The sequence below is a fragment of the Streptomyces aureocirculatus genome (genome assembly GCF_000720475.1).
GTDB classification, from domain to species: Bacteria; Actinomycetota; Actinomycetes; order Streptomycetales; family Streptomycetaceae; genus Streptomyces; species Streptomyces aureocirculatus.
Genome location: NZ_JOAP01000066.1, coordinates 15,573 through 29,052, shown reverse-complemented (window position 1 = coordinate 29,052; position 13,480 = coordinate 15,573). Strand labels below are relative to the sequence as shown.

Annotated in this window: 13 protein-coding genes and 1 tRNA gene; 4 read left to right on the top strand and 10 right to left on the bottom strand. The window is 72.4% G+C overall.

The features are described 5' to 3' along the window. Nucleotides 1-101: 101 nt before the first annotated feature. Both IG78_RS0137320 and IG78_RS44560 read left to right on the top strand, forming a co-directional pair. Complete coding sequence (locus IG78_RS0137320; RefSeq protein ID WP_030572866.1) at nucleotides 102-425, top strand: nuclear transport factor 2-like protein; 324 nt, start codon at nucleotides 102-104, stop codon at nucleotides 423-425. A gap of 145 nt (nucleotides 426-570) precedes the next feature. Then, nucleotides 571-3,879, top strand: coding sequence for an AfsR/SARP family transcriptional regulator (locus IG78_RS44560; RefSeq protein ID WP_051853351.1), 3,309 nt, complete (start codon nucleotides 571-573; stop codon nucleotides 3,877-3,879). Here the strand turns inward: IG78_RS44560 and IG78_RS0137305 are convergent. The 7 genes from IG78_RS0137305 to IG78_RS0137275 all read right to left on the bottom strand — a co-directional run bounded on the left by IG78_RS0137305 (nucleotide 3,851) and on the right by IG78_RS0137275 (nucleotide 8,774). Next, nucleotides 3,851-4,168, bottom strand: coding sequence for an AzlD domain-containing protein (locus IG78_RS0137305; RefSeq protein ID WP_030572860.1), 318 nt, complete (start codon nucleotides 4,166-4,168; stop codon nucleotides 3,851-3,853). The two genes, IG78_RS44560 and IG78_RS0137305, sit on opposite strands and share 29 nt — an antisense overlap. Beyond that, nucleotides 4,165-4,872: an AzlC family ABC transporter permease gene (locus IG78_RS43240; protein WP_051853349.1), complete on the bottom strand. Its 708-nt coding sequence runs from the start codon at nucleotides 4,870-4,872 to the stop codon at nucleotides 4,165-4,167. Before IG78_RS43240 ends, IG78_RS0137305 begins: the two co-directional genes overlap by 4 nt. Then, nucleotides 4,869-5,843 carry a branched-chain amino acid transaminase gene (locus IG78_RS43235; RefSeq protein ID WP_051853348.1) on the bottom strand — a complete coding sequence of 325 codons (975 nt, stop codon included), beginning with the start codon at nucleotides 5,841-5,843 and terminating at the stop codon, nucleotides 4,869-4,871. Before IG78_RS43235 ends, IG78_RS43240 begins: the two co-directional genes overlap by 4 nt. Next, a complete protein-coding gene (locus IG78_RS0137290) occupies nucleotides 5,840-6,274 on the bottom strand; it encodes a nuclear transport factor 2 family protein (RefSeq protein ID WP_030572851.1) in 435 nt (144 codons plus the stop codon). Before IG78_RS0137290 ends, IG78_RS43235 begins: the two co-directional genes overlap by 4 nt. 39 nt (nucleotides 6,275-6,313) lie before the next feature. Continuing rightward, nucleotides 6,314-7,633 (bottom strand): DUF6421 family protein, encoded by a 1,320-nt coding sequence (locus IG78_RS0137285; protein WP_225881914.1) that lies wholly within the window; start codon nucleotides 7,631-7,633, stop codon nucleotides 6,314-6,316. Then, a complete protein-coding gene (locus tag IG78_RS0137280; RefSeq protein WP_225881915.1) occupies nucleotides 7,633-8,247 on the bottom strand; it encodes a type 2 periplasmic-binding domain-containing protein in 615 nt (204 codons plus the stop codon). The genes IG78_RS0137285 and IG78_RS0137280 overlap by 1 nt, the downstream gene beginning before the upstream one ends. Before the next feature lie 453 nt (nucleotides 8,248-8,700). Continuing rightward, a tRNA-Pro gene (locus tag IG78_RS0137275) sits at nucleotides 8,701-8,774 on the bottom strand. Between the two features lie 129 nt (nucleotides 8,775-8,903). Here IG78_RS0137275 and IG78_RS0137270 point away from each other — a divergent pair. After that, entirely contained in the window at nucleotides 8,904-9,620 is a 717-nt protein-coding gene (locus IG78_RS0137270) for a thiamine pyrophosphate-dependent enzyme (protein ID WP_030572840.1), read from the top strand. 58 nt (nucleotides 9,621-9,678) lie between these two features. Then, the gene (locus IG78_RS0137265; RefSeq protein WP_030572838.1) at nucleotides 9,679-10,584 is read left to right on the top strand and encodes a transketolase family protein; all 906 of its coding nucleotides are present in this window, start codon (nucleotides 9,679-9,681) and stop codon (nucleotides 10,582-10,584) included. A 27-nt stretch (nucleotides 10,585-10,611) separates the two neighbouring features. Here IG78_RS0137265 and IG78_RS0137260 read toward each other — a convergent pair whose 3' ends face one another. The 3 genes from IG78_RS0137260 to IG78_RS0137250 form a co-directional block, all read right to left on the bottom strand. After that, nucleotides 10,612-11,772, bottom strand: a complete 1,161-nt coding sequence (locus tag IG78_RS0137260) for a serine hydrolase domain-containing protein (protein ID WP_051853346.1) — start codon at nucleotides 11,770-11,772, stop codon at nucleotides 10,612-10,614. 208 nt (nucleotides 11,773-11,980) lie between these two features. Continuing rightward, nucleotides 11,981-12,337 carry an MmcQ/YjbR family DNA-binding protein gene (locus IG78_RS0137255; RefSeq protein WP_030572832.1) on the bottom strand — a complete coding sequence of 119 codons (357 nt, stop codon included), beginning with the start codon at nucleotides 12,335-12,337 and terminating at the stop codon, nucleotides 11,981-11,983. Between the two features lie 95 nt (nucleotides 12,338-12,432). Then, nucleotides 12,433-13,410, bottom strand: coding sequence for an alpha/beta fold hydrolase (locus tag IG78_RS0137250; protein WP_030572829.1), 978 nt, complete (start codon nucleotides 13,408-13,410; stop codon nucleotides 12,433-12,435). Nucleotides 13,411-13,480 lie beyond the last annotated feature (70 nt).

Here is a 13,480-nt window from a genome sequence, read left to right as displayed (position 1 = left end):
CCCCCTGAGCACCCCACCCCCTGATCCGCCACTCGGCCCCCCGGCCACCCGGCCACCCGGCCACCCCACAGGGCAACAGGACACCAGGAGAGGCACGAACGATGACCCCCCGTGACGGCGCGCCGTCCCATCCCGCGGTACGCGCCTTCGTAGACGCCGTCAACGCCCAGGACCCGCAAGCGCTGTGGAGCGTCCTCGCCGAGGACGCCACCGTCATCGACGTCGGAACCGAACGCGACACCGGCGCGTGGGTGGAACGGGAGCTCTTCTCGTCCCACGCGCGCATGGAGGTGATGGAGGAGTCCCCGGACGGTCTGTCGGTGCAGGCCCGCTTTCACAACGACATCTGGGGCGACATCGACACCGCCTGGGAGTTCTCGGTGTCCGACGGCGTCATCCGCCGCTTCGTCACCGGCCCCGCCTGAGCACGCGCGCGGAACCGCATCGGTAAGGGGAGCCAGAACGGGCAGACACGAGGAAGACGGCAGCGCGAACGGCCGCAAGAGCCCACACACAGCACAAGCGCCGACGGGAACGGGAACCAGGGGACAGGGAAGCAGAGGGAATCGGGTGAGCCGCACCCCGGGGCCCGAGGTGGAGCAGGCGCCGAAGGAATCGGTGCGGATCCGCCTCCTCGGCCCGGTGAGCGTGGAGGTCCGGGGTCGCCATGTCAACCTCGGGCCGCAGCAGCGCGCACTCCTCGCCGCCCTCGCGCTCGCCCGCGGCCACCCCGTCAGCACCTCCCGGCTCGCCGAACTCCTGTGGGAGGGCGACACCCCCGACGGAGCGATCAGCGCGCTGCGCACCCACGTCCTGCATCTGCGCCGCATCCTCGAACCGGGCCGGCGGGCCACCTCCGGCTTCGAGGTCCTCGTCAGCGCCGGTGCCCGCAGCAACACCAGTTACACCCTGGAGGTGAGTGACGACCAGGTCGACGCCCTGCGCTTCGTGCACCTCACCGACCGGGCCCGCAAGGCCGCCGTCGACGGCGACACCGACGCCGTGGTCGCCCATCTCGACGAGGCCCTGTCCCTGTGGACGGGGCCCGCCCTCGAAGGGGTGAGCGACCGCAGCTTCGCCCTGGCCGAGGCGGAGCGCCTCGGGGAGCTGCGCCTCGTGGCCCGCGAGGACCGTCTCGACGCCCTCGTCGAACTCGGCCGCTACGAGGAGTCGGTGGCCGAGCTGACCACCCTGGTCGCCGAGTTCCCGCTGCGCGAACGGCCGCGCTGCCAGTTGATGCTGGCCCTGCACCGATCGGGCCGCCAGGCCGACGCCCTCGCCGCGTACCGCGACTTCTACCAGCTCCTCGACGACGAGGTGGGCATCGAGCCCGGCCGCCGCATCAAGGAACTCCACCAGCGCGTCCTCGCCGGGGACCCCGACCTCGGCGGCGCCACAGGACCGGCCGCCGACCGCGCGCCCGCCGCCGCTCCCCCGCCCGCCGTCCGCCCCGTACCCCGCCAGCTCCCGCCCGACATCGCGAGCTTCACCGGCCGCGGCGACTATCTGCGCCGGCTCGACACGCTGCTCGCGCAGGCCGAGGCGGGCCCGGGTCAGACGCTGGTGATCTCCTCGGTGTCCGGCATGGCGGGCGTCGGCAAGACCGCGCTCGCCGTGCACTGGATGCACCGCGTGGCGGACCGCTTCCCCGACGGCCAGCTCTACGCGAACCTGCGCGGCCACGACCCCGCGCCCCCCACCACCGCCGACGAGGCCCTGGGCCAGCTCCTGCGCGCCCTCGGCGTCGGCACCGCGCACCTGCCCGAGAGCACCGACGAGAAGGCGGCGCTCTACCGCTCCCTGCTCGCGGGCAAGCGCATGCTGATCCTCCTCGACGACGCGGCAGGACTCGAACAGGTGCGGCCGCTGCTTCCGGGTTCGCCGACCTGCTTCGTCGTCGTCACCAGCCGCTACGACCTGCGGGGCCTGACGGCGTTCCACGACGCCCACCGGGTGAGCCTCGCGGTGTTCGGCGAGGAGGAGGCCCTGGCGCTGCTCGCCCGCGTCATCGGCGCGGACCGGGTGCGGCACGAGCCGGAGGCCGCCACCGAGGCCGTCCGGCGGTGCGGCCTGCTGCCGCTGGCCGTACGGATCGTCGCCGCCCACCTCATCGGCGACCGGCATCCGCCGATCGCGGAGGTCGTACGGCAGTTGCGCGGCGCCGAAGGCCTCGACACGCTCACCCTCGACCAGGACGCGCACACCGGTGTACGCAGTGTCCTCGCGCTCTCCTACCGGTCCCTGCCCGCACCCGAGCGGGAGCTGCTCCGGTTGCTCGCCCTCGCCCCCGGACCCGAGATCTCCGCCCCGGCCGCCGCCGCCCTCGCCGGGGCCGCGCTACCCGCGACGGCCCGGCTCCTGGACCAGCTCGTCGCCCGCAGCCTCCTGGAGACCCACCACCCCGGCAGGTTCCACCTGCACGCCCTGGTCGCCCTTTTCGCCCGCGAGCGGGCCGAGGCCGAGGACACCGCGGAGGTCCGCGAACAGGCCGTCGAACGGCTGCTCACCTGGTGCCTCGCGACCGCCGAGCAGGCCGCCCATCTGCTGTACGGGACCTTCTACTCCTGGTACGCGGCCCGCCCGCCGGAGCCGGACGGCTCGCCGACGGGGCCCCTGGTCTTCCGCGGCAGCGCCGACGCGCTCGCCTGGCTCGACGACGAGCGTCCTGTGCTGCTCGCCTGCACCCAGCACGCCGTCCGGCACGGGCCGCGCCCCTTCGCCTGGAAGTTCGCCCTCGCCCTGCACGGCCACCTCATGGAGCACGGCAGACGCACCGACTGGCTGCGGGTCGCGAGCGCCGGGCTGCGGGCCGCCGAGGCCGAGCAGGACGACCACGCGCGGGCCGTCATGCACTGGAGCCTGTGCTACGTCCTGTGGGAGCTGGCCCGGCACGACGAGGCGCTGTGGCACAGCGCCCACGCGGAGACGCTGTTCACCCGGACCGGGGCCCCCGTGGAGCGGGCCGGCGCGGTCCTCGGGCTCGCCGCCGCGCACCGCGAGCACGGCGCCCTCGAACAGGCGGCCCACGACGCCGAACGCGCCCTCGCGCTGTACGAGGTGGGCGAGCAGCCCGCCGGTGCGGCGTGGGCGCTGTACCTGCTCGGGGCCGTCCGCCTCGACCAGGGACGCGTCGAGGTGGCCCTCGAACACTTCACGCGGGCCCGGGAACACGCCGATCTCTCCGCGGACCAGCACACCGTCATGCTCTCCCTGTGGGGCCTCGCCACCGTCCGGCACGCGCTGGGCGCGGCGGACGAGGCACAGCACCTGCTCACCCGCGCGCTCGCCGTCGACGGCAGGCTGCTGTCCACGTACGCGGCCGAGGGCGCGCTCAACGCCCTCGCGGTGGTGTGCAGGGACGGCGGCGACCCGCGGCTCGCGCTCAAGTACGCCGTGGACGCGCTGGGCGTCACCCACCGCACCCGGCGGCGCCTGGTGGAGCCGGACGCCCTCAACACGATCGGCACGGTGCTGCTGAGCCTCGACGACGCGCCGGGCGCGCTCGACCACCACGGCCGGGCTCTGGCGGCGGCGCGCGCGACGGGCTGCCGCCGGGCCGAGGCCGATGCCTGTGCGGGTCTGGCGGCGGTGCACCGGCAGCAGGGCGAGTACGGGGAGGCACTCGCCTGCGCCCGGCGGGCCCTCGGTGCGGCGCGGCAGGCCGGGCTGCGGCTCGCCGAGGGGGCGGCGCGCACCGAACTGGCCCGGGTGCAACTGGCGTTGGGTCAGCCCGGCAGGGCGGCGAGAACGGTGGAGCGGTCCGTGCGGCTGCACCGGACCTGCGGCCACGAGCCGGGGCTCGCCGCGGCCCTGGAGGTCGCCGCCGCCGCGCGGCGCGCGGCGGACGACGTCACCCCAGCGCCCGTACCCCGGCCGTGACCGCCGCGGCCACCAGGATGACGAGCGGCACGGGTGCCTTCAGGCGCCAGGCCACGAGGGCGCCCGCGAAGCCCGCGATCCGGGCGTCGAAGGTCATGCCGTGCGCGCCCGCGGAACCCACGAGCTGGGTGACCACGAGAACGGCGAGCAGGGCGGGCGTCAGATACTCCACGAACCGCGGGAACCACACGGGCAGTTCGCGGTCACCCAGCACCAGCGAACCGGCGCCCTTGATGAGGAACGTGGTCACCACCAGGGCGCCGACGACGATCCACGGGTCGCTGCTCAACGCGCCCTCCAGGTCCACACGACGGCGATGAGGCAGGCCACGGCGATGGCCGTGTCGGGCACCGCCACGGCGGTGAGCACCAGGGCGCAGGCCGCCGCGGTGAGCGCCGCCGTCCGCTTGCGCGGGGTGCCGAGGTGGGGGGCGAGCAGCAGGAAGAACAGCACCGGTGAGACGGCGTCGAGGCCGTAGGTGAGGATGTCCACGGCCTTGAAGGGGCCGATCGCACCGAGCAGGGTGCCGAGGACCCAGCCGAGCCAGAGCACCACCCCGGAGGAGAGCAGGCGCACCCGGTCGAAACGGCCGTCGGCGTCGCTCGCGATGGCCCAGGACTCCTCGATGACCAGTTGGGACTCGACGGCACGGCGGGCCCTGCCGCCGCGCAGCGCGGGCAGGATGGCGAAGCCCATCACCAGGTAGCGCAGGTTCAGGAGCGTCCCCGCGACGGCGGCCGCGGCCCAGCCGCCGCCGTTGGCGATCACCGAGACCGCGGCGAACTGGGAGGAACCGACGAAGACGAGGCCGGACATCGACGTCGCGGCGAGCGCGTCGAAGCCCGCGCCCCTGGCGAGGACCCCGAAGGAAATCCCGAACGCAAAGATGGCGACCGTGAACGGCACGGCGGCCCTGGCGCCCGCGACCCAGGCGGCACGCCGCGCCTCGGCGGGCGCCGGGGGGCGCCCGCGCTCGGCCCCGCTACCCGTCATCCGCTCTCGCTCGGCGCGGCCACGGAAGTCGCCGGGTCGCGCTCCGTCGTGCCCGCCGTCGTCCGCTGCTCTCCCGGCGTCCCGTCGGCGGCCCGCACCCGTTCCGCGTACGCCGCGGACAGGGTCGCGCCCACGTCGCCCAGCGGGAAGACGCGGTGGTCGACGGACGTGACCGGCTGGACCTCGTACGCCGTGCCGGTGAGGAACACCTCGGTGGCGCGGTCGAGTTCGGCGGGGTCGAGGTGGCGTTCGACGACGGTGAGGCCGCGTTCGCGGGCGATGTCGATGGCGGTGCGGCGGGTGATGCCGTCCAGGACGCAGTCCGGGGGCGGGGTGTGCAGTTGACCGTCGATGACCAGGAAGAGGTTGGCGCCGGTGGCCTCGGCGAGCCGGCCGCGGTGGTCGAGGAGCAGCGCGTCGTCGCGGCCCGCTTCCTCGGCCTCCTGTCCGGCGAGGGCGCCGAGTGCGTACAGGGCCGCGGTCTTGGCGCGCACCGGTGCGGTGTCGGGGGCGGGGCGGCGCCAGCGCGAGGTGTGCAGGCGGATGCCGCGCGGCCCGTCGTCGAAGATCCGCGGCCAGGGCCAGGCGGCGATGGCCACGTGCACGGTGGTGTCGGGGGCGACCAGGCGCAGGGTGTCGCCGCCGCGCCAGGCGACCGGGCGCACATAGCCGTCGGTGAGCCCGGCGGCGGCGACGGCCTCGCGGGTGGCGGCCGTGAGGTCGGCCGCCGTCCAGGGCAGTCGGTAGCCCAGGTGGCGGGCGGAGGCGACGAGCCGTGCGCTGTGTTCGTGGAGCTTGAAGACGCGGCCGTCGTATACCCGTTCGCCCTCGAAAACGCTGCCGCCGTAGTGCAGTCCGTGGCTGAGGACGTGCAACTGGGCGGCGCGCCAGGGCACGAACGCGCCGTCGAGCCAGATGACGCCGTCCCGGTCGGCCAGTGGGGCGGTGGGCGCGGGGGCGGCACGGGTCATGTGGCGAACCCGCGCTCGGCGTAGGGGAAGCCTTCGAGTTCGTTGGCGGGCACGGTGTCGTCGCGGCGGGACGCGTAGTAGATGCGGACCTCGTCGATCAGTCCGGCGTCGTCGAAGCGGTAGACCTCCGTGCCGCGCAGGACCTTGCCGAGGCGCGGCTTGAAGGCGGTCCACTCGCAGACGGCGGCGCGGGTGTGCTCGTCGGCGTAGACGGCGTCCACGGCCCAGTGGGAGGAGTTGGCGCGTACGTCGGCTCCCCAGCGCCGCACGATGGGGTCGATGCCGTGGACGGGTCCTGCCATGCCGTGGGCGAGGTAGTGCACGACGTGTTCGGACAGGACGCGTGCGAACAGGTCACGGTCGACTTTGTTGCACGCTTCGAAGTACTGCCGCACGGCGGCTTCCATCGTGGCCCGGTCAAGGCTTGCCATGCCTGCTCGTCTCCTCGTCTGTGGTGCGCGGTCCGTGGTTCACAGCTCCGCGGGCGCGAAGTGCAGCGGCGGCAGTGCGGCGAGCCGCTCCCGTGCGCGCAGGAGCGTTTGCTGGTCGTCCGTGAAGGCGTAGCGATCCCCCTCCGCGCCGGGGCGCAGCAGGGTGCGCACCAGTTCTCTGGCCGCCGAGCGGTACTCCGCGGGCGTCTGGACAGCCGCTTCCATACCCTCGATCGTGTCCACCAACTCCCGTAGCGCGTCGATCATCCGCTCCTGGTCCAGGCGCAGCAGACCGGCGCCGTCGGCCACGAGCGCCCCGTGCCCGCGCAGCCAGGAGAAGAGGAAGACTCCGGTGCCCGCGTCGAAGTTGCGGACGGCGTGGGCGTCGAGCGGATACCGGAACATCCGCTCGAGCAGGATCATGGCGATCTGCTCGCCCGCGTAGGGCACGAGGGCGTCCGTGTGGCAGGCGAGGGCGGTCCTGGCGTCGACCTTCAGCTCTTCGAGGAGGCCGATGAACCAGTTCATCTTGAGTTTCACGTGCCGGTCGAGCGGCCACCGGCCCTGGTGGTGGAAGTAGTCGTGCAGATATCCCCAGACGGAACGGGCCTGATAACACACGCCGGGATCGAGTCCGGCCGAATCCTGGGGCACGCTGTCGGGGGTGAGCACGGCTTGTGCGGACGGCAGTGCGAACTGTTCGTGAATTCTGCGGAATTTATTGAAGAAGAAGATGGCGTACTTCTGTTCGGTCACCTTGTCGTGGGCCGCGACATTCTCCGGGAAGAAGACGATGCAGTTGCCCTCGCGCAGCCCTTCGCTGCCCGCGAGCAGCACGGTGGCCTGGCAGTTGTTCTTGGGGTGCGGATAGTGGACGGCGAGTTCGGGCAGCGCGTCGGGTTCCTTGCGGCGTACGAGGAAGAACTCCAGGCGCCGGCCGACCGGCGGGACGCTGTTGGTGGTCTGCACGGGGGCGAGGAACGCGGCCCAGTCGCCGTCGGCCGGCGCGGTGAGGGCGTCGCGGCTGCGGGCGAAGTGCGGCGGCGTGTCGAGCCCGGCGGCCAGCCAGTCGTCGACGTCGGCGGCGAGCGCGTCGGCCTGTGCGCTCCTGCCGTGGGCGGCGAACCAGTCGGCGGCCTCGTCCTTGAGGACGGCGAGGCCACGCCGGTCGGCGTCTTTTGGGTCGGGGACGGTCCCGTCGTCGCGCTGGCGGGCGCGGAAGGCGTCGACGCGGGGCACCAGGGTGCGGCCGAGCCGGGCCGCCTCGTCGAGCATGTCGTCCTGGAGTCGGTACGCGGCATCCGTCTTGAGTGGGTACGCGGCATCCGTCCGGCGCTGCGCGGCGTCCGTCCCGCTCATCAGCCGGTCTCCCGTACGTGGTGGACGGTGAAGACCATGGGCACCTCGCCGTAGCTGCGCAGGATCCGCAGGCCGTGGGCGCGGGCGGCGACGACGGTGGTGACACAGCCGTCGGCCCTGCCCTCGGCGCAGTCGATGGCCGCCTGCGCGTTGCTGGTCACCAGGCGGCGGGTGCTGGTGGACGGCACGAGACCGGCCGGGGCGGGGTGGGTGGCCACGGTCCGGGGTTCGGCGGACGCCCCCGGCGGCACGGCGAACACCATCTCGTGGGTGGGCCACAGGAAGCAGTCCACCATCCGGCAGGTGCGCAGGTTGCCGAAGACGAGGGTGTGCAGCTCGGGGTAGACGGCACAGGCGAGCAGGGCGTGTTCGCCGGTCCTCGGCACGCTCCCCATGGCCTGTTCGAGGGAGGTGTGCAGCACGACCCGGCCCTCGTCGGCGCGGCCCTGCCTGCGGAACCACAGATGGGCCGCGGACTCCAGGTTGGTGCCGGTGGGCCCCAGGGTGTGCAGGTAGCGGATTTCGTCGGTCGGCGGTGGCGCCTGAAGGGGTGCGGGAATCGGTGCGGGTGACGGCGACAGCGATACGAGACTTGCTGATCCCCCCGTGATCATTTCCACTCCCTCTTGAATTTCCCCCGAAATTCTCCGGATGGGACGACATGGGCGGCGGATGCGATGGCGATGGGGCGGCGTTCGGGCAGCATGCCGCGGAAAAGGGTTCGCGTCGGCGATCCTAGGCGGCTGCGACCCGCGGCGGCCAGGTCGTCCGGTGTTCAAGGGCTGGATTTCCGCAGTCTGGCCATTTCGGCTCGCTCGGCCTTCCGGGACCCCGGCGACAAATGCCGTCGGGCCGGGTGAAAGTCCTGGCGCTTTTATCGCCACCGGGGGGAGGGCGCCGTACGCATCGGGTCACGCCGACCGCAAGACGCCGGTGCGGCGCATAATGGCCCATGTGAAAATGTGACTGCGATCACAATGCCATGGGGTACCCCACCGCCACGAGCCAACACGAAAGGCCGCCCTCGCATCTCTGCGAAAGCGGCCTTCGACCTGCGGTGAAGCCGGTCGGGACGACAGGATTTGAACCTGCGACCCCTTGACCCCCAGTCAAGTGCGCTACCAAGCTGCGCCACGTCCCGTTGCCCGTGTGACCTGGGGTTTCCCCCTGGCCGAACGCGCACCGAAACAATACCGCACTCGGAGCGGTGATCGCTCACGCCTTCCCACCGCTTGACCTCAAGCCCGGTTTAAGTTGCACGCTCCCCACCATGACGACGACAACGGAGCGCACCTACGCCTACGCCGACCTGCCCCGCCTTATGGGCCGCATGACGGGCGACGAGAAGCACGGCCCCGCGGCGACGTCCACGCTCGACGCGCTGTGGGTGCTCTACGACCGGGTGCTGAGGGTCACACCGGAGCGGGTGGACGACCCGGCCCGCGACCGGTTCCTGCTGTCCAAGGGGCACGGGCCGATGGCCTATTACGCGGTCCTCGCCGCCAAGGGCTTCCTGCCGGTGGACTGGCTCGACGGCTTCGGCTCGTACGACTCACCACTCGGCCACCACCCGGACCGGGTGCTCGTGCCGGGCGCCGAGATCGGCAGCGGGTCGCTCGGCCACGGCCTTCCGCTCGCGGTGGGCACGGCCCTCGGCCTGCGGGCCCAGGGCCTCACGGACCCCAAGGTATGGGTGCTCGTCGGGGACGCCGAGATGGACGAGGGCAGCAACCACGAGGCCCTCGCCTACGCCGGGCCCGCCGGTCTTGAGCAGCTCCACACCCTGGTGATCGACAACGCCTCGGCAAGCTACTCCCGGCCCGGCGGCATCGCCACCCGCTTCGAGGCGGCCGGCTGGTCCGCCAGCACCGTCGACGGGCGCGATCACGCCGCGCTGTACGAGGCCTTCACGGCACCACACCCCGGGCGTCCGCATGTGGTCGTGGCCCGGGTCGAGCCCAAGGACCACGCGGGCGAGCCCGAATAGCCCCGCACCCACTCCCCCTCCCCCACTCCCCTGCTGTCGCTGTCGGAAGGAAACCCTCATGGAGACCATGCGCGACCGTTTCGCGCCCGTCATGGCACGACTCCTCGACGAGGACCCCCGGGTGGCCGTGGTGCTCGCCGAGATCGGCAAGGACGCCTTCGAGAAGACGGCGCACGCCCATCCCGACCGGGTGATCAACGTCGGGATCCGGGAGCAGTTGCTGGTCGGCGCGGGTGCCGGTCTGGCGCTCACGGGGCTGCGGCCCGTCGTCCACACCTTCGCGAGCTTCCTCGTGGAGCGGCCCTTCGAGCAGATCAAGCTGGACTTCGGGCACCAGGACATGGGCGGCGTCCTGGTCAGCGCGGCGGCGTCCTTCGACTGGCCGGAGGGCGGCTTCACCCATATGTCGCCGGGCGACGTCGCGTTGCTGGACACGCTCGACGACTGGGCGGTGCACGTCCCCGGCCACCCGGACGAGGCCGAGACGCTGCTGCGGCACGCGGTCGCCCCGAACACCGGCTCCGACGGCAAGGCGTACGTGCGCCTGTCGACGCAGGGCAACGCGGAGGCGATGCCCGTGGACGGGGAGCACTTCCTGACGGTCCGGGAGGGCGCTCGCGGAGTCGTGGTCGCCGTCGGACCACTCCTCGACCAGGTGCTCGCCGCGACGGAGGGCCTGGAGGTGACGGTTCTGTACGCGACGACGGTGCGGCCCTTCGACGGGGCGGGCCTGCGGCGGGCGGCGGGGGCCGCGACGGCGGACGTCGTGCTGGTCGAGCCGTACCTGACCGGCACGTCGGTGGCCGCCGCCAACGACGCCCTCGTCGATGTCCCGCACCGGGTCCTCGGCCTCGGCGTCGGCCGCCGTGAGCTGCGCAGATACGGCCGCGTCGACGAGCACGTACGGGCGCACGGCCTCGACGCCGGTTCCCTCCGCGAGCGGATCAGCCGCTTTCTGGGGTGACGACGCCGAGGAGCGCGGAGCCGCCGCTCAGGAGGATGGGCAGAAGATGCTCTCCACGGCCTTGCCCACGTCAAGCCGCACGGCGTTGGGCTTGACGCTCAGGGTGAACGACAACGCGAGCTGGCGACGTCCGTCCGCCGAGTAGAAGGTCATGGCCACGGAGCCGGGGGCCAGCCCGCCCGTGATGAACAAGTCGTCGCCGCAACTGCCGCTGCCGATGCTGCTGGAGATATCGCTGCCGCTGCGGCTGTTGTCGCCGTTGCCTCGGAGGTGTGCGGCGGCGGGAAGGCGGTCGGTCAGGACGCGCTGGAGTTCCGGCGGCAGCAGCTCGCCCCGAGTGAACGCCCGGTTGAAGGCGCTCACGTCGTGAGCGGTGGAGACCACCCCTCCGGCCCCCCCGGTGAGACCGGCGTTGAACCGGTCCACGTCGCGCGGCCTGCCCTCGGCGTCGGGGTAGTAGCCGTGGCCGTGCGGCCCCTTGACGCCGTCCGGCGGCTTGACCATCAGGTAGCTCCTGGTCATCCCGAGCGGGTCGAAGAGACGCGTGCGCAGCTCAGTGGCCAGGTCACGGCCGGTCACCCTCTCGATGATCATGCCGAGGAGGGTGTAGTTGGTGTTGGAGTAGGTCCACTTCTCGCCCGGCTCCCCGGTCCGCGGCCGATCACGGCTCCACCGCACCAGGTCCAGCGGCCGGTAGGGCGTCGTGAAGTCGAACACGTCGAACGAAGGGTCTCCCTCGGTCCCGTCCGGGTTCGGCTTCTCGGCGTACCAGTCGGGAACGCCGGAGGTGTGCCGGATCATCTGCCGTACCGTGATCTCGTCGGCCCGCGTCACCAGATCCTGTTCCACCACCTCCGGCAGCAGGTCACCGAGCTTGTCATCCACCCCCAACTCGCCCTTCTCGACGAGTTTCAGTACCACGATGGCCACCATCTGCTTGGTCTGTGACCAGATCCGGAAGCGGGCGTTCGCGGGTATCCTCCCGCCCTCGCCGTCCAGCAGCCGGGAGCCCGCGCTGCCGAGACCGAGGGACTTCCCGTCGGCGTAGGCCCCGCCCACGACTCCCACGACCCCGGGAATCCTGGCCAGTTCCTCCATGGCTTCCTGCACGTTCCCACCCCGCGCCGGGGTGGCGGTGGCGGGCCCGGCGTGGGCCACCATCAGCATGGCGACACCGGCGGCCAGCACGGCCTTCCTCAGCCCCGGACGAACGTTCCCATACAACACGGCACATGCCCTCTCGTGAGCACCTCCGAAGCCGGGGCAGCACGCCCTCGGCACGGACCTCGGTGGTCCGTGCCTCGATAGAAGACTGGAGAGTGTTGCGGTGACGTATGCGTTTGTCGATACGCCGGTGCCGAGGGGCGCGAGAGGGTGGCGCCGTGCGGAGCGCGGCTCAGTCCGCGGCGAGCAGGCCCAGCTCCGGGTGGGAGTCGAGGAGTCGGGTGGGTGCGGCCTGGCGCCAGGAGTCGGCGAGGATGTCGTCGAGTTCCTCCTGATCCAGGGCTCTGAGCCGCACCCGCACCCAGGCGAAGTTCGCCTCGTGCTCCGCGATCCAGAACTTGTCCGGTTCGGCGAGCGCCAACTCGTCGCGCTCCAGCTTCGGGCAGCGCACCGCGATGGACGTCTCGTCCTCCGGGAGCGTGGCGAACATCTTGCCCGCGACCCTGAAGGTCGGCATGGACCAGGCGACCTTCTCCGTGGTGTCCGGAAGGGCGAGCGCGGTGCGGCGTACGTCGTCGGCGTTGACCATGGCCAGAACCGTAGCCAAACCGACTGACAATCGCTCCCGGGGCCCGGGCGCTCCCGGAGTCCACCCTGACGGTTCCGCCGTCACGGAATCCGCCGTCACGGGATCCGCGCGTCCAACCAGTCCGTCAGGTCCCGCTGCACCTCGTCCCGGTTGGTCTCGTTGAGGATCTCGTGCCGCGCGCCCTCGTAGCCCTTCCAGGTCAGGTCCCGTACGCCCGCGTACCGGAAGTCCTCCAGGAGTTCGTACACGAGCGTCATCCGCTGGTTGCAGGGGTCCTCGGTGCCGACGGCGATGTGCACGGGCAGGTCGGAGGGGATCCGGGCCAGGTGGCGCGGGTCGTTGACCTTGCGGACGGCGCGCATCCAGTCCAGCGAGAGGCCCGCGGAGAACGCGAACCCGCAGCGCTCGTCGGCCACGTAGGCGTCGACCTCGGCCTCGTCGCGGGAGAGCCACTCGAAGCCGGTGCGGCGTTCGTAGGGGTCGTTGAAGGAGTTGAAGAGCTCCCCGACGAACGTCGAGCGCGCCGCCCTGCCGCCCTTGGCGATCTCCTCGCCGAGCCGAGCGAGTGCCCCCTCGATCTCGGCGCCCGGCAGCGAGCGGAACGTACCGGAGAGGATCAGTCCGGTGAGTGTGTCCGGGTACTCCTGGGCGTAGTCGCGGGCCAGCATCGAGCCCAGGCTGTGGCCGAACAGGACCACGGGGACGTCCGGGTGCAGGGCGCGGACCTGGTCGCCGATGGCCTTGAGGTCGTCGACGACCGCCCGCCAACTGTCGGCCCCGGCCGCCGGCTCCGCGTCGTCCGTCACCCCGTAGCCGCCCGTGGACTGGGCGGTGGCGCCGTGGCCGCGGTGGTCGGAGGCGACCACCGCGTACCCGTGCCCCACGAGGTGGCGCGCGAACCGGTCGTAGCGCAGACCGTGTTCGGCGGCGCCGTGCGCGATCTGCACGACGGCGCGGGGCCTGGCGTCGGCGGGCAGCCAGGTGTAGGTGGCGACGGGCACGCCGTCCGGCGCGTTCAGCAGGCCCGCGGTGTGGGTGACCCGCGTCCCGGCGGCGTGATCATGGTCCGGCATCGGCGTTCTCCTCGACTTGGGCTGCTCGGTGCGTCCACGAGCGGCGGCGTGTGCGGCCCCTGGCCGGGCC

Coding starts and splice junctions, on each gene's coding strand:
- IG78_RS0137320 (WP_030572866.1), top strand. CDS start 102: ATGACCCCCCGTGACGGCGCGCCGTCCCATCCCGCGGTACGCGCCTTC.
- IG78_RS43240 (WP_051853349.1), bottom strand. CDS start 4,872: ATGACGGGTAGCGGGGCCGAGCGCGGGCGCCCCCCGGCGCCCGCCGAG.
- IG78_RS43235 (WP_051853348.1), bottom strand. CDS start 5,843: ATGACCCGTGCCGCCCCCGCGCCCACCGCCCCACTGGCCGACCGGGAC.
- IG78_RS0137290 (WP_030572851.1), bottom strand. CDS start 6,274: ATGGCAAGCCTTGACCGGGCCACGATGGAAGCCGCCGTGCGGCAGTAC.
- IG78_RS0137285 (WP_225881914.1), bottom strand. CDS start 7,633: ATGAGCGGGACGGACGCCGCGCAGCGCCGGACGGATGCCGCGTACCCA.
- IG78_RS0137280 (WP_225881915.1), bottom strand. CDS start 8,247: ATGATCACGGGGGGATCAGCAAGTCTCGTATCGCTGTCGCCGTCACCC.
- IG78_RS0137270 (WP_030572840.1), top strand. CDS start 8,904: ATGACGACGACAACGGAGCGCACCTACGCCTACGCCGACCTGCCCCGC.
- IG78_RS0137265 (WP_030572838.1), top strand. CDS start 9,679: ATGGAGACCATGCGCGACCGTTTCGCGCCCGTCATGGCACGACTCCTC.
- IG78_RS0137255 (WP_030572832.1), bottom strand. CDS start 12,337: ATGGTCAACGCCGACGACGTACGCCGCACCGCGCTCGCCCTTCCGGAC.
- IG78_RS0137250 (WP_030572829.1), bottom strand. CDS start 13,410: ATGCCGGACCATGATCACGCCGCCGGGACGCGGGTCACCCACACCGCG.